The 19,482-nt window shown below is 60.8% G+C and carries 14 protein-coding genes, 1 tRNA gene and 2 pseudogenes; 15 read left to right on the forward strand and 2 right to left on the reverse strand.

What is annotated here, in order from left to right; genetic code table 11:
* Complete coding sequence (locus tag AS026_RS27720; protein ID WP_062373344.1) at nucleotides 1–1,188, reverse strand: hypothetical protein; 1,188 nt, start codon at nucleotides 1,186–1,188, stop codon at nucleotides 1–3.
* Nucleotides 1,189–1,442: 254 nt separating this feature from the next.
* Between AS026_RS27720 and AS026_RS27725 the strand changes: the two genes are divergently transcribed.
* The 8 genes and pseudogenes from AS026_RS27725 to AS026_RS27760 all read left to right on the forward strand — a co-directional run bounded on the left by AS026_RS27725 (nucleotide 1,443) and on the right by AS026_RS27760 (nucleotide 9,087).
* Entirely contained in the window at nucleotides 1,443–2,402 is a 960-nt protein-coding gene (locus AS026_RS27725; protein WP_062373347.1) for an NAD(P)H-dependent flavin oxidoreductase, read from the forward strand.
* Between the two features lie 128 nt (nucleotides 2,403–2,530).
* A tRNA-Thr gene (locus AS026_RS27730) sits at nucleotides 2,531–2,606 on the forward strand.
* A gap of 267 nt (nucleotides 2,607–2,873) precedes the next feature.
* Nucleotides 2,874–3,023, forward strand: a pseudogene (locus AS026_RS44680) (SOS response-associated peptidase); the annotation flags it as partial.
* 358 nt (nucleotides 3,024–3,381) lie between these two features.
* Entirely contained in the window at nucleotides 3,382–3,597 is a 216-nt protein-coding gene (locus AS026_RS27740) for a hypothetical protein (RefSeq protein WP_018857635.1), read from the forward strand.
* A gap of 1,002 nt (nucleotides 3,598–4,599) precedes the next feature.
* Nucleotides 4,600–4,857, forward strand: coding sequence for a hypothetical protein (locus tag AS026_RS41785; protein ID WP_131815352.1), 258 nt, complete (start codon nucleotides 4,600–4,602; stop codon nucleotides 4,855–4,857).
* A gap of 77 nt (nucleotides 4,858–4,934) precedes the next feature.
* Complete coding sequence (locus AS026_RS27750; protein WP_062373358.1) at nucleotides 4,935–5,267, forward strand: hypothetical protein; 333 nt, start codon at nucleotides 4,935–4,937, stop codon at nucleotides 5,265–5,267.
* A 149-nt stretch (nucleotides 5,268–5,416) separates the two neighbouring features.
* Nucleotides 5,417–6,355, forward strand: coding sequence for a polyphosphate kinase 2 family protein (locus AS026_RS27755; RefSeq protein WP_062373361.1), 939 nt, complete (start codon nucleotides 5,417–5,419; stop codon nucleotides 6,353–6,355).
* On the forward strand, nucleotides 6,352–9,087 hold the full coding sequence (locus tag AS026_RS27760; RefSeq protein ID WP_062373364.1) for a cation-transporting P-type ATPase: 2,736 nt from the start codon (nucleotides 6,352–6,354) through the stop codon (nucleotides 9,085–9,087). The genes AS026_RS27755 and AS026_RS27760 overlap by 4 nt, the downstream gene beginning before the upstream one ends.
* 80 nt (nucleotides 9,088–9,167) lie before the next feature.
* On the opposite strand, the gene AS026_RS27765 is transcribed toward AS026_RS27760, so the two are convergent.
* Nucleotides 9,168–9,623 carry a carboxymuconolactone decarboxylase family protein gene (locus AS026_RS27765; protein ID WP_062373494.1) on the reverse strand — a complete coding sequence of 152 codons (456 nt, stop codon included), beginning with the start codon at nucleotides 9,621–9,623 and terminating at the stop codon, nucleotides 9,168–9,170.
* A 342-nt stretch (nucleotides 9,624–9,965) separates the two neighbouring features.
* Between AS026_RS27765 and AS026_RS27770 the strand changes: the two are divergent.
* From AS026_RS27770 to AS026_RS27800, 7 genes and pseudogenes are all read left to right on the forward strand, one after another.
* A pseudogene (locus tag AS026_RS27770) lies at nucleotides 9,966–10,721 on the forward strand (SDR family oxidoreductase).
* A gap of 76 nt (nucleotides 10,722–10,797) precedes the next feature.
* On the forward strand, nucleotides 10,798–11,214 hold the full coding sequence (locus AS026_RS27775) for a cupin domain-containing protein (protein WP_062373367.1): 417 nt from the start codon (nucleotides 10,798–10,800) through the stop codon (nucleotides 11,212–11,214).
* 91 nt (nucleotides 11,215–11,305) lie between these two features.
* Nucleotides 11,306–11,956: an HD domain-containing protein gene (locus tag AS026_RS27780; RefSeq protein ID WP_062373370.1), complete on the forward strand. Its 651-nt coding sequence runs from the start codon at nucleotides 11,306–11,308 to the stop codon at nucleotides 11,954–11,956.
* A gap of 298 nt (nucleotides 11,957–12,254) precedes the next feature.
* Nucleotides 12,255–13,235, forward strand: a complete 981-nt coding sequence (locus AS026_RS27785) for an alpha/beta fold hydrolase (RefSeq protein ID WP_062373373.1) — start codon at nucleotides 12,255–12,257, stop codon at nucleotides 13,233–13,235.
* Between the two features lie 89 nt (nucleotides 13,236–13,324).
* Entirely contained in the window at nucleotides 13,325–14,185 is an 861-nt protein-coding gene (locus AS026_RS27790; RefSeq protein ID WP_062373376.1) for an SDR family oxidoreductase, read from the forward strand.
* A 290-nt stretch (nucleotides 14,186–14,475) separates the two neighbouring features.
* Entirely contained in the window at nucleotides 14,476–18,843 is a 4,368-nt protein-coding gene (locus AS026_RS27795) for a PAS domain-containing protein (protein ID WP_062373379.1), read from the forward strand.
* A complete protein-coding gene (locus AS026_RS27800) occupies nucleotides 18,840–19,481 on the forward strand; it encodes a response regulator transcription factor (protein WP_062373382.1) in 642 nt (213 codons plus the stop codon). Before AS026_RS27795 ends, AS026_RS27800 begins: the two co-directional genes overlap by 4 nt.
* Nucleotide 19,482 lies beyond the last annotated feature (1 nt).

The following is a 19,482-nucleotide window of genomic DNA, read 5'->3' on the forward strand; positions in this document are numbered from 1 at the left end:
CTATTGCCCCGGCAGGATTCGGATAGCGTAGAGGTTGATGCCGCGCGCCTTGCCGTCGACATCGCTGTTGATGATCAGACTTCCGGCGGCGTTCGGCGCCAGCGAGCGATCGAAGCGGACCTGGAGAAGCACATCCGACTTCTGCCGGGTGACCGAGAAACGGTGACGGGCGCAGTCGCCGAGCGACTGGAAATCGCATTCCACCGTAACCTGAGTTGGTTCGTCGGACGTCGATTGCAGCGTGATTGCAATCGTCGAGGACTTGCCGGCCAACTGCTGAAGGACATCGGCGGGAACGCTGATGCTGATATTGCCGTCGCTGTCGTTACTCTGCGAGATCAGGCGGACCGCGGTGCCCTCGTTTTCCGCAACATTCTGAATTTCCGCCCGTGCACCGGTCTTGATCTTGTCCGCATTGGACGGCTTGAAAACCTCAATCCAGTCGGCGGAGAAGGAGTTCTGCGGGTCGATCGCAACCGGCGTCGCATTGCCGCCTGCGGCACCGCTGTCGCCACTGTTGTCCGCGCCGTCGAAGTCTTCCGGCTGAGTGCTCGCCGGCGGATTGGCAACGCTTGTATCTCGTTCCGCAGCGGTCTTAAGGACGCCCGAGGTGTATACCCACCACGCACCCATGCCGATGAAGGCCAGGAGCACGCAGGCGACAAGCAGTCGGGAGAAAAACTTGCGCGGCTTGCGTCGAACCGCGGCGCGCTCCGGCCGGAAATCCATCTGCGTGGGCTTTCTCTCCGCCGCTGGCGATTCAGCGACCGGCTCGGCGCCAAGATGATTGCCGCTCCCGGCATGGACGCCGGCGAGGCTGGATTCATCGTCGAAGCGTGGGTCGGTAACCGAATGCTCACGGGTCTCGCCGCCAATCGAAACGTTCGCGATTTCTTCCTCTGCCACATGATCAGCCGGCCTTGGTACTTCCACCACGGGGGGAACAGCAACTTGCGGCGGCCCCTGGCGCGGATGAAGGCGTTCGCGCTCCTCCGCTTCGATCATATGGATCGTCGTTTCGAGCCTGTGGCGATGATAGGCGACCGCTTCCGTCTCGGTGATGTCCTGCTTGCGGAGACCGGCTTCAAGAGCCTGACGCGCGGACTGATAAATCTTTGCACGGACTTCGGGATTGTCGCGATCGGCATTGCTGAGCGCCGTTTTGATAGCCGTTTCTAATCCGCTCACGTCCGGTCCTTTACTCTGAGACTGGGCTTTGTACTTAACAATTCGTAAATGCGGTAGCCGCTGCCGCCGCAAATCACAAGCCTCACCCGGTGTCCGGGTTCGCATCGGCAGGGGATAACGCAGGAGACCCTGACCGTCCTATGTCCTTGCAACAATAGCCGATATTTGAGGAATCGATAGAGCGCACTTTTCCTCTGTCAAAGTCTCTGCTATCACATTGACGTTTTCGTAAACGTCAATTCCTACGGTGTCCCATGGCCCTGCCTCCGATCCTGACCCAGAATCTCAGATTGCCGGTCGTCGCCTCCCCGCTCTTCATCATTTCGCACCCGGCACTAACGCTGGCGCAGTGCAAGGCTGGGATCGTTGGCGCCTTCCCGGCCCTGAATGCGCGGCCGGAAAGCCAGCTCGACGAATGGCTCGCCATTATCACCGAGGATCTCGCCGCGCACAACGCCGCGAACCCCGAACGGCCAGCGGCTCCGTTTGCCGTCAACCAGATCGTCCATATGTCGAACAAGCGGCTGGAGCACGATCTGAGGCTCTGCGTCAAATATAAGGTGCCGGTTGTCATCTCGTCGCTCGGCGCCGTGCCGGAAGTGAACGCCGCGGTGCACTCCTACGGCGGCATCGTGCTTCACGACGTCATCAACAATCGCCATGCGAACTCAGCCATCCGCAAGGGCGCGGACGGGCTGATTGCCGTCGCTGCCGGTGCCGGCGGCCATGCCGGCACGCTTTCGCCGTTCGCGCTTGTCCAGGAAATCCGCGAATGGTTCGACGGGCCGCTGCTGCTTGCCGGCGCGATAGCCAATGGCGGTGCCATCCTCGCGGCGCAGGCGATGGGCGCCGACATGGCCTATATCGGCACGCCCTTCATTGCGACCGATGAGGCCCGCGCCTCAGACGCCTACAAGCAGGCGATTGTCGACGGCATTGCGAACGACATCGTCTATTCCAACTACTTCACCGGCGTGCATGGCAATTATCTCAAGCCGTCGGTGAAGGCCGTCGGCCTCGACCCCGACAATCTGCCGGTCGCCGATCCCTCGAAAATGGATTTCGAACAGGCCGTCGGCGGTGCCAAGGCATGGAAGGACATTTGGGGCAGCGGACAAGGCATCGGCGTCATCAAGGCGATCGAACCAGTCGGCAAGCTCGTCGACCGGCTGGAAGCCGAATATGCGGCTGCCCGGAGGCGGCTGTCAGTCTAGAGATCGGCGGCGGATTTCCACAGCACCGTTCTTTTTTGCCGAAGAGCCGACAGGGCGCTTGAAATCTTCAAACAATGCCTGTATCAGCCCATGCAAATCGCGGGCCGCATGGTTCGGCCGCAGGGATTGCCGCTTTAGCTCAGTCGGTAGAGCACATCATTCGTAATGATGGGGTCACGTGTTCGAGTCACGTAAGCGGCACCATTCTTTCCTCGATAAATCAAATAGTTATCAAGGGTCGCGCTCCACCAAGCCCGTTGCAATTCATCGCTGTCACACCACGGTCACAGCATGAGGTTTTGCAATGGGCGACCATCCGTAGGCGCAATGGAAAGTATCAGGTGCAGGTCCGCGTTCAGGGCTGCGCCCCACTCTACAAGACATACAGGCGCCTCGAAGACGCAAAGACTTGGGCACAGCTCACGGAGGTTGAGGCCGAGCAAATCGGCTTGCCCGCAGATCCCCGCACCGCCGGAACCCGATCCCGTCGACCTTATGAGGCCCCTTTCCGGTCGGACTCATGAAGATGTGGCCCATCGCCAGAAAGGTCGGCTTGCCGAGGAACGACACGCCCGACGTCTTGACGAGATTGATCCAGATCCAGAACCAACAATGGTCTAGCTGGCCTCAAATGGGCGGCATAGCTGGGCCGAACCCGCAGGATCGGGAGAGAAGCTCAGGCGTTGCCTCCGAAGAGCTAAGCTTCTCTCCCTCTGGCATTCGAGATTTCGTCCTGTACAGGATGCTCGGTCCCCGCTGCGCCCTGTTTAAGCCGCACCGTTCGGTTTGCCATGCGGGAACATTAGCGATCCCGGAAATAATTGAAACAAGTTTCTGAGGTGCGTGAAGGACGACTCCTACGGCAGAGACGGCGGAGGTTGACGCACTGCCAGATCGAGGAGGCTGAAGATATGGTTGACCTGCCGAACTGGCAGTACATCATAGGCCATGTTGTCGGTGCTTTACGAGGATGTGAGCAATGACCCCTGCCCGTTTCACGGAATGCCTTCTTCATATCCGGTGGACGCCGATCAATCTGGCATCGGCCCTGCAATGCGACCTTTCATGGGTGGAAGCGCTGGAGGCCGGGAACGCTGAAGTTCCAGCTGGCTTGGCCTCGTGGCTCGAAACGCTTGCTCAAGCTCACGAGGCGCTTCCTCCGCCGACCACATATCGCGGCAAACACTCGGAATGACCCGCTACCCTGCAAAGCATTAAGTTCGCGGACGACGTCGGCGGACCGAAGATCAACTGGCAACCGTCCCGCGGCGGGCGTATGATAATCGTGTTACCCGTGGGAGCGTACACCGGCGGGTGGCTCCGCGGTGGCCCTGAGGTTTATGGCAGCCCACCAGCACGCCCCCAGGGTCTTCGCTGAGTGTCGAACCAGCAGTGGGGGCCTTTTCTTTAATATTAGTCATTCCGTAAATACTAAATTAACCCTGAACTCTTAGCTTCCGGCACGTTGCTTTTGGAGCCAGGACCCCAGCCCCTCCAGAGCAATGGGGTGTGCGGTTGGGGCTCAAGGCGAATTTGCTTCGACCGCGCGCCCTCAATGCTCTTGTCCGAGCTGTCATCGAAATCGACCTTGATGCCGTGACCCGTTTCCAGGGAGATAGAACCCCGGATCTCTGCACTACGCCCCGTACCGCGTCGATATTCAGGTAAAGTGCCATGGCTGCGGGACACAGCGACCATTCGACAGAAACGGATCGATTGAGGCAGGCGTATATTGCCGAGATCCAACCTCGGTTGAAGTGCTCCGTGTGTGGAGCGAATGGCGGGGGAAATGCTGTTCGGGCAATACGCAGTGAGGAGGAGCCGCGAATCGCTTCGAGATCCCCAGCATGATATTCGCCTTCCTCCTCGTCGTCGGCGCTTTAGCCTTGATCTGGATAGCCTTCTGGATGCTGGGAGCGTGGGTGTTTGGAGGATGAGATGTCAACTCCTTTGAGAGATCCGACGGCGTGCATTTTTCTGCTGACTAATATTAGTGGTTGCTGTAACGTCGCTGGCGCCTCCCATGGAGCGGCCAGGAGGTTTCCGTGGCTGGCTGGATGGCCCCCTCCCATGTCGCTCGGTCTGACATCATCAGTTCATACACGGCTGGCACCATGGGTGGTCCGTTTATAGCGGCCTGACTGCGTGTATGTGGTGGTCGCCGTTGCTGACAACCGCCATCCGAGGGAGAATGCCAATGAACCGCACTCTCATGGCTGCAACGACAGCCGCATTCTTTTGTCTTTCGACCTTCGCGCCAGGTACGGCCGCCCCTGTTTCATCGGCTGCTTCAAAGCAACCCGACCCGAAGGCCGTGAGCAACCAAAACGCCGCGCCCACCACGCAGCCGACCAATCGCTTTCTTACTCCCCGAATGATGGACCGCAAGCGCCCGATGAACCCGGTCTGTGACCATGGGTTTAAACCCGGCGCCCCTTCAAACTGTCATTACTGACGTCGCTGGCGATCAAAGCCCAGCGAGGTTCTAACACCTGCCGTATTCTGCCGACGGTGAACCGGAGGGATGGTCACATGTCCAATCACTCACGCGACAAATACCCGAGACAGCAGCAGGTGGATCAGCGGCAGCGGGTGCAGGACCAAAAGCAGCGCCAGCAACAGCAGATCGAGGAGAAGTCACTCTCCACGAACTCTCTCAACGATAAGCTCGCGGTAGCCGGCAATTCCACACCCACTCAAGGTAACGCAGGAAACAGGGCCAACAAGAGCACCGCGCAGCCCGTGGCCGATCCTTCCGACCAATGGACATGGGCCACCGCTCTGAGCATCGCTTCGAGCGTAAGCGGCACCATTTCTCTCAGACAAATCAATTGTATGCCGGCCTGGAATAGGGGACTGCGGTAGTGATCCGAAAAAATGTCGTTGGGTCGCCAAGCCCCACACAGCACCATGTTTTCGTTCAGCGACAACGTGTGGCGACGCTCCCCGATTGACATTGGTTGCAAGCGCGAGCCTTCTTCTCCTGTGACGATCGTTCTTCCGGAGAAGCGTCAATGGCTCGGAAAGAAATCGTAGACGCCGTGAAGAAATACACGGATCCGTTTCGTGTCACCAACGGCAAGGATTTTCGCCTGCGGGACTTCGATCCCGGCGATACGCTGGGGCTCAAGATGGGCAAGCAGGAAGCGGCGCAACTTCTCGATCGCGGTTCGGAATGGCTCGCGATGGAACAGGATATTCTCTATGCGCAGGATTCCTGGTCCCTGCTGCTTGTGTTCCAGGCGATGGACGCGGCAGGAAAGGACGGTACGATTAAGCACGTCATGTCGCGGGTCAATCCGCAGGGATGCGATGTCATCTCGTTCAAGCAACCCTCGGACAAGGAGATCTCCCACGATTTCCTATGGCGCCATGCCAAGGCCGTTCCGGAGCGCGGGCGAATTGGCATCTTCAACCGCTCTTATTACGAGGAGGTGCTTGTGGTGCGCGTGCACCAGGAACTGCTCGAAGCGCAAAAGATCCCGCCAAACCTTGTCGGCAAAAATCTGTGGGAAGAGCGGCTCGCCGACATCGCGCGCTTTGAAGACTATCTGACGCGCCAAGGCGTGGTCATCCTCAAGTTCTATCTGAACGTCTCGTACGAGGAACAGAAAAAACGGTTCATGCGCCGCCTCGACAAGCCCGAAAAGCACTGGAAGTTCTCCGCGTCCGATGTTCGCGAGCGACGATACTGGGATGACTACATGCAGGCCTATGACGACGCGATCCGCGCCACGGCCTCCGAGGGGGCGCCGTGGTTCGTCGTGCCCGCCGACACCAAATGGTTCACGCGCCTCGTCGTCGCGGCAGCGATTGTGGAGGCGGTGGAGAAGCTCGACCTCGAATATCCCAAAGTCACGTCGAAGCAGATGAAGGATCTAGCGGCGGCGCGCCAAGAGCTCGAAGCGGAAGGCTCGACGGGGGCTAAAAAGCACCGGGAGGAACAAAAATGAGAGCGGATGACACCTCGGCTTTGGGTACGGATCCGGTGTCGTGGCATGCGATGCCGGCGGAACAGGTGGAAAGCCAGCTTCGCACGGACCCCGGGCGCGGCCTCGATGCCGCCGAGGCCGCCGAGAGGCTGGGGGCTTATGGGCCGAACCGCCTGCCGCAGGGCAGGAAGAAGGGGCCGCTGATGCGGTTTCTCGCCCAGTTCAACAATATTCTCATCTATGTCCTCCTCGCGGCCGGCTTCATCAAACTGATGCTTAACCTGTGGCTCGACGCCTCGATCATCTTTGCCGTCGTAATTCTGAATTCGCTCTTGGGCTTCCTGCAGGAGGGACGGGCGGAAAAAGCGCTCGACGCAATCCGCGACATGCTGTCGGCGGAGGCGCGCGTTCTGCGTGGCGGAGCGACGCGCCTCATCTCGGCTACAGAACTTGTTCCAGGCGACATCGTCCTCCTGGAATCGGGCGACAAGATCCCGGCGGACATGCGCCTCATCGATACCAAGAACCTGCGCACGGAGGAGGCAGCCCTCACGGGCGAATCTGTCCCGGCAGAAAAGACCACGGCCCTGGTACCCGACAGGGCCACCGTCGGCGACCGGGGAAACATGGCGTTTTCCGGGACCATGGTGGTTTCGGGCCGGGCGACCGGCATCGTTATCGCGACCGGCAGCCAGACGGAACTCGGCCGCATCAACCAGATGCTCGCGGACGTCAGTGCTCTCGAGACGCCGCTGCTGCGCCAGATCAAGAAATTCGGCTACGTCATCACGGCGGCCATCGGCATCATCAGCGTGTTGCTCTTCTCCTGGGGCCACTGGCTCGGACATATGTCCTTTGTCGAGCTATTCCAGGCGATTGTCGGCATCGCGGTGTCGATGATCCCTGAAGGTCTGCCCGCGCTGATCACGATAACGCTCGCCATCGGCGTGCAGCGCATGGCCCAGCGCAACGCGATCATCCGCCGTCTGCCGGCGGTCGAAACGCTGGGGTCCGTCTCGCGCATCTGCTCGGACAAGACCGGAACGCTGACCCTGATGGAAATGATGGTGGCCTCCGTCGTGACGGCGGATGCGGCCTATGAGGTCAGCGGCGACGGCTATGCGCCCGAAGGCGAGATCAAGACCGGCGGCAAGCCTGTCGGTGCTTTGCCGGACGTGCTCAGGCTGATGGGCCGCGTCTCCGTGCTGTGCAACGATGCCGAACTCTTCGATGAGGTTGGAAAGTGGAAAGTGGAGGGAGACCCGACCGAGGGCGCGCTCTATCCCTTCGCCACAAAGGTTGGCATCGAGCGTGCCGCGGAGGCGGCAGCCGCGCCCCGTATCGATGCGATCCCCTTCGAGTCGGAGCACAAATTCATGGCAACCCTCAATCGTTCGGCCGACGGCGAAATGCTGCTGGTCAAGGGCGCCCCTGAGGTGATCCTCGATCATTGCGACCGGCAGCAGGCCGCGACCGGTCCGGAGCCGCTCGATCGTGACTGGTTTGTTCGGGAAGGTGACCGGCTGGCTGCGCAGGGGGAGCGCGTCTTGGGCCTGGCATGGCTGCCGAACCCGGATCTCCGCGCCGGCAGCCTCGGGCCGGCGGATCTGCCGAAGACCCTGGTGTTACTTGGCTTCGTGGGCCTCATGGATCCACCCCGCAAGGAGGCGATCGATGCCGTGCAGGAATGCCATGGCGGCGGCATCCGCGTGACGATGATCACGGGCGACCACAAGATCACCGCGGCGGCAATCGCGAAGATGCTCGGCATCGGCGACGGGAAGACGGCCGTGGCGGGCACTGAGATCGAGGCGATGAACGATGCGGCGCTGCAGGAATGCGTGCGCGACGTCGATGTCTTCGCCCGCGCCAGCCCCGAGCACAAGCTCAGGCTCGTGAAGGCAATCCAAGCCAATCGTCAGATCGTCGCCATGACCGGAGACGGCGTCAACGATGCGCCGGCGCTGAAGAAGGCCGATATTGGAGTGGCGATGGGCATCAAGGGCACGGAGGTGACGAAAGAGGCCGCGGAGATGATCCTCGCCGACGACAATTTCGCCTCGATCTCGGCGGCCGTAAAGGAAGGCCGCACGGTCTACAACAACATCGAGAAGGCGATGCTCTTCCTGCTGCCCACCAATATCGCCCAGGGCGCGGTGATCGCGATCGCAATCCTGTTCGCCTTCACGCTGCCGATCACGGCGCCACAGGTGCTGTGGGTGAACATGGTCACGTCGGTCGCGCTCGGTCTTGTCATTTCGTTCGAGCCCCATGAGGCGGACGTGATGACGCGCCCTCCCCGCTCGATCGACCGGCCGATCGTCTCCGGTTTCGGGATCTGGCGCATTCTCTTCGTGGGCGCGGCGCTTGTCCTTTATACGCTGGTGGTCTTCTTCTGGATGAAGGGGCAAGGCGCTTCGGACCAGATGGCGCGCACGGCTGCCGTCAACGCGATCACGCTCGGGCAGCTCTACTACCTTTTCAACAGCCGTTACCTGCTCGATTCGTCTTTGTCCGTGCGTGCCCATCTGGGCAATCCCTATCTTTGGTACGGCATAGCCGCGGTCGTGGTGCTGCAGATCCTCTTCACTTATGCACCGCCGCTCCACGCCGTGTTCGACACCGAGGCCTTGCCCCCTTCAGTCTGGCTCTGGCTCATCTTGGGCGGGCTCGCCTTCTTCCTCGTCGTGGAGATCGAAAAACTCGTCATTCGCTCTACGCCCGCGTTGAAAGACGCAGCGACCCGTCGGTAACGCGCACAAGAAGTTGGGTTGCATGGCGGCGCGGTCGCCGCAGTCGCCGGGCGAACGGATTTGCCCGGCGAACGATTGGGTTAGGCGGCGCGCTTGCGATCCGCTGGATGCTGCAGCCGAAAGCCGATTGCCAGGCGGTTCCAGGCATTGATCATTGCGATGCCGATCGAGAGCGCCACGAGTTCATCCTTCGAGAAGGCGTTTTGCGCGACCTCATAGTCCGAATCCGGCGCATGGCCTTCAGCGACATTGGTCAGCGCCTCGGCCCATGTCAGTGCCGCCCGTTCGCGATCCGTATAGAGCTCCAATTCATGCCAGGCGTTCAACATGAGCATCCGCTCTTCTGTCTCGCCGAGCTTCAACGCGTCCTGGCGATGCATGTGCAGGCAATTGGCGCATCCGTTTATCTGGGACACGCGCACCTTGACGAGCTCCATCAGCTTGGGATCGAAGCTCTTGGCAATCCAGGCCTCCACGGCAACGAGGCCTTCGATGCCTCCGTTCTTCCTGGCCAGTATGTTCAAACGCTTGGTCATCATGCTCTCCGTGACATGAGTGATCGGGACGTTGCGCCCGGACAGGAAGTATCCCCGACATCGTGGATCATCCATCTGGCCGGTCGATGCGCCCGGCCTAATGCGGAATTCAGCAGACGCCCGCCGATCGATCAGGCCTTCCACCGTTCGGGACACCCCTTCCTATACTTCGGCAGGAGATGAGCGCGTCCCCGGTAGAATGGTTCAAGACGGGGATCCAACGCATTGTCCCGCCATCGGAGCCGCATCCGGGCGTGGCTTTCGCTGATCCCACACACGGAATGCTGACACTGGCGGGTTTCAATCAAGATCCGGGCACATGACCCAAGAAGGAGACTAGGCATGAAAATCGTTGTCATTGGCGGCACCGGACTGATCGGCTCGAAGACCGTCGAACGGCTGCGGAAAAAGGGCCACGACGTCCTCGCAGCATCCCCAAATACGGGTGTCGACACTCTCACCGGCAAGGGCCTGGACGACGCGCTGGCCGGCGCGAAGGTGGTGATCGACCTCGCCAATTCGCCGTCGTTCGAGGACAAGGCGGTGATGGAATTCTTCCAGGCCGCGTGACGTAACCTCCTCAAGGCAGCCGCCGTGGCAGGCGTCGAACATCAAATCGCCCTTTCCATTGTCGGCGTGGAGCGGCTCGAGGGCAGCGGCTACATGCGCGCCAAGATGGCCCAGGAAGCGCTGATCCGTGCTTCTGGCATTCCCTACACGATCGTGCATTCGACGCAGTTCCTGGAATTCATTCCGGGCATCGTCCAGTCAGGCACGGTCGACCAGACGGTGCATCTGTCCTCCGCCTGTGTGCAGCCGATCTCGTCGGAGGATGTCGCCGACGCCATGGCCGACGTGGCCCTCGGCAAACCCCTGAATGGCATCATCGAGATTGCCGGTCCGGAGAAATTTCGCCTCAACGAAATCGCGGCGCAGTTCCTGAAGTCGACCGGCGATTCCCGCCAGGTCGTCGCCGATCCGCATGCGCCTTATTTCGGCACCGAGCTCGCCGAGGGCTCGCTCGTGCCGATCGGCGACGCCCGGCTTGGCCGCGTCAGCTTCCAGGACTGGCTCAGCCACTACCAGCCGAGAACGTAACCCCTTCGGAGGGGCGCGGCGCATCCGGCAAGACCTAGACTGCCCCTTCCATGCACAATCACGACAGGAGAACGACATGTTCCGGACCTTTATGGCGGCAACCGCATTGACGGCCGTCCTCGGCGGCGCCGCCGTCGCGCATGACACTTCCGCCGGTGACGCGAAAGTCACCATCGTTTACGACCAGAAGCTTCCCAACGTGCCCGGCAAGAGCATGAAGGGCGTGCTGGTCGAGTATGCGCCGGGCGGCACCTCGCCTGCCCACACGCATCCGAACTCAGCCTTCATCTATGCAACGGTCCTCGAAGGCGCAATCAGCAGTCAGGTCAATAGCGGCCCGGTCACGACCTACCATGCCGGCGAAAGCTTCTCGGAGTTTCCGGGCGATCACCACGCCGTTAGCGAGAATGCAAGCAAGACAGAACCCGCACGCCTGCTTGCGGTCTTCGTCGTCGATACCGACGAGAAGAACATAACGATCGACGACAAGTGAGACAAACCTGTGCGATGTCCGGCCAATGCCTGACATCGCAGCCCTCACCCGCCGATATTTCGAGAGACTCACATCAACAAGGCTTGGGCCCATGAGCGCGACAGCAATGCGAACACTTGCCGGAATTTCGGTCCCCCAGACGCCGATCGTCGATCGCGCGCTTGAGCATGCGCGAAAGGCATGCGAGCCCTATCTCTTCAACCACGTTGTCCGCTCCTGGCTGTTTGCCGAGCGGATCGGGCAGCTTCATGCCATCGAGCACGACGCGGAAGTCTTGGCCGTCGGCACGCTGCTGCATGACATAACGCTGAACGAGAGATTTGCGGGACCACGGCGGTTTGAGGTGGAGGCCGCGGATCTGGCGCGCGGATTTGCGACGGAAGCGGGGCTCGACAAGTATCGCGCCCAACAGATCTGGGATTGCGTCGCGCTCAACTCGACGCCGTCGATCGGCCTCTACAAGGAAGCCGAGGTCGCACTCTGCACAGCCGGCGTCTGCCTCGACGTCGTCGGCCTGCACTACAGTTCCATTCCCTCGGCTGAGATGAAGGCGATCGCCGCCGAATTTCCGCGGCTTGGGATGAAGCGGCAGATGACCCTGTGCTTTTGCCACATCGCCGCGACACAGCCGGAAACGACGTACGACAACTTCGTACGGGATTTCGGAGAGCGCCTGGTTCCTGGCTACAAAGTGCCGACCTCCTCAGTCGATCTGGTGGCAAATGCGCCCTTCGATGAATGATCGCCATGTTCGATGCGACGGACGTGCACTTCGAACAGGAGGATCTGCAAAGGCCTGCACTCACCACTACATCGCAGGGCCCCTATCGGTAACCCACACCGCACATAGACCAGCAAGAAAACGGGCGCTTCATCAGCGCGTGTTTTGCGTCGTGAACGCCTCGGTGCGAGCAACCGCCCTAATCGTTCGATGCGGTCACCTAGACTTTCGCACAGTCCTCAGATGCTTCCGCCCAATGGTTTTCCAGGCCGCCGGTCGCCATCCTCCGTCGCATGTCAATCACCGCGAAGGATAGAAAATGCGCGATATTTCAAACCCATTGACTGTCAGTGTCTCACGCCGCGACGCTCTGCTCGGCAGCCTCACCGCCGGGATCGCCATGGGCTTGCCCGCGGTTGCCGCTGCCAAGACGCCAAAGCAGCCTCTCCCCGCCACCATCAATCACGGAAAGCAAGCCATGAGCACGATCACCACGAAGGACGGCACGGAAATCTACTACAAGGATTGGGGCACCGGTCCGGTCGTCACCTTCTCGCATGGCTGGCCGTTGAACTCCGACGCCTGGGACGGCCAGATGCTCTTTCTCGCCCAGCACGGCTTCCGCGTCGTGGCGCACGATCGCCGCGGCCACGGACGATCCAGCCAGCCGACATCCGGAAACGACATGAACGGATACGCCGACGATCTGGCCGCAGTGATCGAGGCGCTTGATCTCAAGGACGTGACGCTGGTCGGCCACTCCACCGGCGGCGGCGAAGTCGCCCGCTATATCGGCCGGCATGGCACGAAGCGTGTCGCCAAGGCTGTGCTCATCGCCGCCGTGCCGCCGGTCATGGTGAAATCCGAGGCCAATCCGGAAGGCCTGCCGATCGAAGCGTTCGACGCGATCCGCGCCGGCCTCGTCAAGGATCGCTCGCAATTCTACCGCGACCTTGCCCCGCAATTTTATGGCGCCAACCGACCGGGCTCAAACGTCTCCCAGGGCACACTCGACCAGTTCTGGCTCTGGAGCATGCAGGCCGGCCTGCTGAACGCCTATGAATGCGTCAAGGCATTCTCGGAAACCGACTTCACCGAAGACCTGAAGAAGTTCGACGTGCCGACGCTCGTCCTGCACGGGGAGGATGACCAGATCGTTCCGGTCAAGGATTCCGCCGTCAAGTCCGCCCGGCTGATCAAGGGCGCCAAGGACATCTACTATCCCGGCGCGCCGCACGGCATCACCGCCACACATCAGGACCAGGTCAACGCCGACCTGCTCGCCTTCCTCAAGGCCTGACGCTCGTAACTTGGACGATCGGTGGCGCGGCAAGGCCGCGCCGTTTCCATTCAAGCCCTTTCCATCATCGCCCTTTAAGGAAATCCAACATGTCGAAGACCTGGCTCATAACCGGCAGCGTCAGCGGGATCGGCCTGAGCACGGCCGAACTCGTGCTCGCGCGCGGCGAAAACCTCGTCGCGACGGCCCGAAACGTCGACCGCCTTCTCAACCTTGTGCGCCGCTACGGCAAGCAGGTGGAACTCATCGAACTCGATGTGACGGATGCGCCAGCAGCACGCGGAGCAGTCGACACCGCGATGGAACGGTTCGGTCGCCTCGACGTGCTGCTGAACAATGCCGGTTACGCGCATCTCAGTCCCTTCGAACAGGTCTCGGAAGATGATTTCAAGGCGGAGATCGACACCAATTTCTACGGTGTGGTCAATCTGACGCGCGCGGCGCTCCCCGTGATGCGCCGGCAAAAATCAGGGCATATCATCAATATTTCGTCCAGCTCGGCGCGCTTCGGCAGTCCCGGATCGACCGCCTATACTGCCGCCAAATGGGCGGTGAGCGGTTTCACCGCTTCGCTCGCCAAGGAGGTCAAGCCGTTCGGCGTCAAGGCCATCGCCATCGAACCTGGCAGCATCCGCACGAACTGGACGCGGGTTGCCCGTGGCCACGTCCCGCCGCTGCTGCGGGAATACGAACCGACCATCGGCGCGATCATGAGGATGACCGAGGGCTATGCCGGCACCGAGCCCGGCGACCCCGACAAGGTGGCCGTCGTCATCTTCGATCTTTCGCGCCAGGATGATCTGCCTGAACAACTCGTCCTCGGAAGCGATGCCCTGGGACGGATTGCCCAAAGCGATGCGGTTCGATCCGCAGCCGCTCTCTATTGGGACAAGATCAGCCGGTCGACGGACTTCGACGAGCCGACCACTCCCCTCCCACTTCTGGACTGAGACAGGAACCGTTACAGGGTTTTCGATGCGGCATTTCCTTCCCGCATAGGATTTGCCTGGGGGGCTCGGCTGGCACATCTTGCTGCCGGCCCTCAGGTCGGGCGCATTCCTCTGGGCCTGGTTTCCTTCGGCTCCGCGGCAGCATCGCCACCAACATATGGATTTCCATAAGTTGCGGCGGTGCAGTGGCGCGATTAGGGTGCGGCATAGCTTCGCCAGCACCGGGATTGACAACAAGTTCAATACAAAAGGCTGACGATCCCGGACTATTGTACCTTGCAGGAGCCCCAATGACGCGCGTCTGGTCGTATCGCCCGCAACTCCTGCATCTCGGCCTGTTTATTCTGGCTTATGTCCTGGGCTGCGGGTTCGCTCAGGCGCTCGCAATCGTGCCCGGAACGGGCATCTCCATCTGGCCTCCGAGCGGACTGTTCATTGCGACTCTGATCCTCGCTCCCATGTGGAGCTGGCCGTGGTGGGTGCTGGCGGGCGGTCTGGCGGAACTGCTTGGCAATGTCCTGTGGTTCCATAGTCCGCTGCCTGTGGCCTTCCTTATTTATTCGGGCAACGCGCTCGAAGCCACGCTCGGCGCATGGCTCGTGAACCGAACCTTGAAGGGGTCGGTTCGATTGGAAACCTTGCAGGAAGTTGTCGCATTCGTTGTCGTCGGCGCAGGAATTGCACCAATGCTGAGCGCAACGGTCGGAAGTGCGACGCTTGTCTGGTTCGGCATGTCTTCGCAAACCTTGCTGGACGCCTGGGCTCTGTGGTGGATCGGGGATGCCACCGGGGTCCTGATCGTGGCGCCGCTCGCACTTGTCGTGTTCCAGAGTTGGGGTGGCAAGGCCGAGTTTTCAGCAGCGCGGTGGGCGGAGGCTTGCGTTCTGGGGGTAATCCTGCTCGGCGTCGCCACCCTTTCGCTGAGTGGCTTTCTGCCCTTCGCCTACATCATCATGCCGCCACTTCTTTGGGCCTCGGTGCGCTTCGAATTCAAGGGTGCCGCCGTTACGCTGGCCCTTCTTGCACTGATCACGGCGACATTCACGATATCTGGCGCCAGCCAATTTGCCGGCGATGCCGAGACCCAGCGCCACAACCAGATCATGCTGCAGCTCTTCCTGGCGATCTCGGCATTTTCCGCGCTCATCGTTGCTGCCATATCCCGGCAGCATCAGCTGACGCTACAGACCCTGCGCGACCGGGAGCGGGAGCTCTTGCAAATCGTGAACATGGTCCCGGTCCACATCAGGCGGCTGACGCCGGAAGGCGAACCGACCTTCTTCAACAAGCGTCTGGTGGATTTTTTCGGGATTGACCTGGATCAGTTGAACAAGCCGGGCACGAGCCGGCTGGCGACGAACATAGAAACCCTGGTCCACGAGGATGATGCACCCGTCCTACTGCAAGCGGTCCGTCGTTCCGTCGCCACCGGAGAGCCCTATTCCTTGAAGTATCGCATGCGCCGTGCCGATGGCGTCTATCGCTGGGTCGATGGCCGAGCAGAACCGCTACGCGACGAAAACGGCGCGATTGTGCAATGGTTCGCCATCTCCATCGACATCGACGACGAAGTGCGCGCCCAAGACGCGTTGCGGCACAGGGAGCGGCAGCTGCAGCAGCTGATCGACGCCGTGCCCGCCATGATTTGGACCACGACCCCTGAAGGAACGCCGACCTACCTCAACAAGTGGTACACGGACGTAACTGGCGCCACTCTTGAGGACTTTACCGCCAACGGCGGGACGCCGGCGTTCCCTTTAAACGTCATCCATCCGGACGACAGGGCCATGAGGGCGCAGGTGCGCACCCACGCATTCGAGACCGGCACGCCCTATTTTGTGCACTATCGCCACATACGGCGCGACGGCTCCTATCGCTGGACAGAGAGTCGCGCAGAGCCTTTGCGCGACGAGTCAGGCGCCATCCTCGCTTGGTACGCGGTAAGCGTCGACATACATGATCTGGTGACCGCGCGAGAGGCATTGCGCGACCGGGAACGGGAGCTCTCGCAGCTCGTCGACATGGTGCCGAGCCTGCTCTGGAGACTTAATCCAAGCGGCGAGCCGAGTTTCTTCAACAAGCGCATGATGGATTTCCTGGGTGTGGATAGGCCCGACGCCGGCAAGCTGGATACGAGCCAGATGGCAGCGATCCTCAACGCCGCTATCCACCCCGATGACACACCGGGGCTCGCCAAGTCACTCCGTGACAGCCTTGCGACCGGCAAGCATTTCGCGATGGACTACCGCCTGCGTCGCGCAGACGGCGTCTATCGATGGATGTCAGGCCGGGCGGAGCCGATGCGGGACGAAAAGGGGCAGATCATCCAGTGGTACGGCCTTTCGCACGACATAGACGATCAGACGCGCCTCTACAGCGACATAGCCGAGCGCGAAGCCAGAATCCGGCGACTGATAGATTCAGACATTATCGGGATCGTCATATGGGATCTGGACGGAACAGTCATCGACGCCAATGACGCGTTTCTCCGTATGATCCAGTACGAACGGGAGGATGTGCAGGCCGGCCTTCGGTGGTTCGATATAACGCCTCCCAAATGGCAGACCGTGCATGCCCGCGAAGAGGCGGAAGAACTTGCGGCGACGGGCAAGATGCAAGCCCGGGAGAAGGAGTATTTCAGGAAGGATGGCAGTCGAGTGCCGGTCTTGATCGGGGCGGCCTGCTTCGAAGGGCAGTCTCGACAAGGAGTTGCGTACATTCTCGATCTGACCGAACACAAGCGTGCGGAAGCTGCATTGCGCAGCCGGGAACAGGAACTGTCGCTCCTCGTGGACATGGTCCCGAGTTATCTCTGGCGGATCTCACCAGACGGCCAGCCCGTCTTTTTCAACAAAAGACTTGTCGACTACCTGGGCCTGGATGTCGCGGGCCTGGACAAGCCGGACATGAGCCGGCTCGACGCATTTATCGAGACCGCGATTCATCCCGATGATGCCGTTGAGGTTGCGGACGCGTTCCAACGCTCCCTGGCGAGTGGTGAGCCACTTTCCATGAAATGGCGGATGCGTCGAGCTGACGGCACGTATCGGTGGATGGCGACAAGCGCCGAAGCGATGCGAGATCAGGACGGTAGCATCGCCCAATGGTACGGCCTCTGCCACGACATCGATGATCAGTTGCAGAGTGAAGAGGCGCTGCGCAACAGCAAGCGGCAACTGGAGCAGATGATCGACGCAGTGCCCATCAACATCCTGAGCTACGATCCCGAGGGCAAGCTCACCTCCGCCAGCAAGCGATACCTGGACAATGTTGGAGCGGTGCCGGATCACGTCACGGATTTTGAGGGGCTGGCCCGGCATCTGGCTCACCCTGACGATCTCCCGGTCATGCTGCGGAGGGCGTTGGATGGCTTTGCGACAGGAACGCCTTTCGTGAATCGTTTTCGGCGGCGTACCAAGGACGGCGCCTATCCCTGGATCGAGGCCCGCGCGCAGCCTTTGCGCGATGCGTCTGGCGCGATCGTGCAATGGTACCAGGTTTCGATCGATATCGAAGATGAGATGCGGGCGCAGGAAGCTCTTCGGGAGAGCGAGTCGCAGCTGAGACGGCTCGTGGATGCCCTCCCGGTACAGATCTGGGCAGCGGCGGCCGATGGCGAGCCGTCTTACCTGAACAGGCGATTGGCCGAGTATGTCGGCCTGACATTGACCGATCTCAGTTCTCCCAAAGCCACCCGGTTGCAGATGGCGATCCAGAATTCCGTCCATCCGGACGATGCCTCCGCAGTCGGGCAAGCTCTCATGCACTCGTTTACAACGGGCAGCACCTTCACGATGAAATACCGGCAACGACGGGCCGACGGCGTCTATCGCTGGATCAACGGGCGAGCCGAGCCACTTCGCGATGCAAACGGCAACATATTGCAATGGTACGGCGTGAGCTTCGACATCGATGACGACGTGCGCACCCAAGAGGAATTGCGCCGGACGCAGGAAAGGCTAGCGGTCGCTTCGCAGGCGGCAAGCCTTGCGGAGCTCTCGGCATCCATCGCCCATGAGGTGAACCAACCGCTGGCCGCCATCGTCGCCAACTCGCATGCCTGCCATCGCTGGCTGTCGTTCGAGCCTCCGAACGTAGCACGCGCCAACACCGTGATCGAGCGCCTGATCCGTGACGCGAACGCCGCCGCCGATGTCGTGAGCCGCATTCGGGCCCTGTTCAAGCAATCCACGGAGACAAGGAGCCGCGCGACGCTCTCGAGCGTCATAGCCGAAGCGCGTGGCCTGATGGCCGAGGAGGCCGCCCGACGCCGCATTCGCATGGACTTTCATGTCGATGCCGACCTTCCTGCCGTCACACTGGATTCCATCCAAATTCAACAGGTCCTCATCAATCTCTTCCGCAACGGCATGGATGCCATGGATCTCGTTGAAGGCGAAAAAGTCCTTGAGGTGCATGCGCATCGCGCGGGCAGCGAGGTTGAGACGGAAATCAGCGATCGTGGACGCGGCGTCGAATCTCCCGATCGTGTGTTCGAGCCCTTCTTCACGACGAAGCAGCACGGGATGGGTATGGGACTGGCCATCAGTCGATCGATCGTCGAGGCGCATGGCGGGCGTTTGTGGACCGAGAAGAATGAACCGTGCGGCGCGCGGTTCATTTTCACCTTACCAATTGCAGCGAAAGAGACCTCATGACGACGGACGACCATGTTGTTTTCATCGTGGACGATGATGAAAGCATTCGGGAGGCGCTCGGCGAACTCCTCGAGACCCACGGCATACACACCATCGCCTTCGGGTCGGCGGGCGAATATGTCGGCGGCGAGAAACCGGATGTCCCTGCCTGCCTTATCCTCGACGTCGAACTGCCTGATATCAACGGCCTCGAACTGCAACGGCAGATCGCCGAAGGCGATCATCCGCCGATCGTTTTCATCACCGGACACGGCGATATTCCGTCGTCGGTGCGGGCGATCAAGCATGGCGCGGTGGACTTCCTCACCAAGCCCTTCAGCGATGCGGACCTCATGGCAGCGGTCCACACGGCGATTTCCCAGGATCGGGAAAAGCGATCGGAGCGGGCCGAACTGAGCCTGCTCAGGCAGCGATATCTGGAGCTGACCCCACGGGAGCGCGAGGTGCTGCCGCTCGTGGTCAGTGGTCTCCTCAACAAGCAGGCAGCATCGGAACTGGGGATCAGCGAAGTCACGCTGCAAATTCATCGAAGGAATGTAATGCAGAAAATGGGAACAGCATCGCTCGCCGATCTCGTGCGTATTGCGGAGAGGTTGGAGATACCGATCACCCACTCGCGCCGCGCGGGAGGAAATTAGT

It is taken from the genome of Rhizobium altiplani (genome assembly GCF_001542405.1).
In the GTDB taxonomy this organism is placed as follows: domain Bacteria; phylum Pseudomonadota; class Alphaproteobacteria; order Rhizobiales; family Rhizobiaceae; genus Rhizobium; species Rhizobium altiplani.

What these genes read in the sequence shown, in the direction of transcription:
- AS026_RS41785 (WP_131815352.1), top strand. Translation starts at nt 4,600, where the DNA reads ATGAACCGCACTCTCATGGCTGCAACGACAGCCGCATTCTTTTGTCTT.
- AS026_RS27775 (WP_062373367.1), top strand. Translation starts at nt 10,798, where the DNA reads ATGTTCCGGACCTTTATGGCGGCAACCGCATTGACGGCCGTCCTCGGC.
- AS026_RS27780 (WP_062373370.1), top strand. Translation starts at nt 11,306, where the DNA reads ATGAGCGCGACAGCAATGCGAACACTTGCCGGAATTTCGGTCCCCCAG.
- AS026_RS27765 (WP_062373494.1), bottom strand. Translation starts at nt 9,623, where the DNA reads ATGACCAAGCGTTTGAACATACTGGCCAGGAAGAACGGAGGCATCGAA.
- AS026_RS27800 (WP_062373382.1), top strand. Translation starts at nt 18,840, where the DNA reads ATGACGACGGACGACCATGTTGTTTTCATCGTGGACGATGATGAAAGC.
- AS026_RS27760 (WP_062373364.1), top strand. Translation starts at nt 6,352, where the DNA reads ATGAGAGCGGATGACACCTCGGCTTTGGGTACGGATCCGGTGTCGTGG.
- AS026_RS27725 (WP_062373347.1), top strand. Translation starts at nt 1,443, where the DNA reads ATGGCCCTGCCTCCGATCCTGACCCAGAATCTCAGATTGCCGGTCGTC.
- AS026_RS27755 (WP_062373361.1), top strand. Translation starts at nt 5,417, where the DNA reads ATGGCTCGGAAAGAAATCGTAGACGCCGTGAAGAAATACACGGATCCG.
- AS026_RS27785 (WP_062373373.1), top strand. Translation starts at nt 12,255, where the DNA reads ATGCGCGATATTTCAAACCCATTGACTGTCAGTGTCTCACGCCGCGAC.
- AS026_RS27740 (WP_018857635.1), top strand. Translation starts at nt 3,382, where the DNA reads ATGACCCCTGCCCGTTTCACGGAATGCCTTCTTCATATCCGGTGGACG.
- AS026_RS27790 (WP_062373376.1), top strand. Translation starts at nt 13,325, where the DNA reads ATGTCGAAGACCTGGCTCATAACCGGCAGCGTCAGCGGGATCGGCCTG.
- AS026_RS27750 (WP_062373358.1), top strand. Translation starts at nt 4,935, where the DNA reads ATGTCCAATCACTCACGCGACAAATACCCGAGACAGCAGCAGGTGGAT.
- AS026_RS27795 (WP_062373379.1), top strand. Translation starts at nt 14,476, where the DNA reads ATGACGCGCGTCTGGTCGTATCGCCCGCAACTCCTGCATCTCGGCCTG.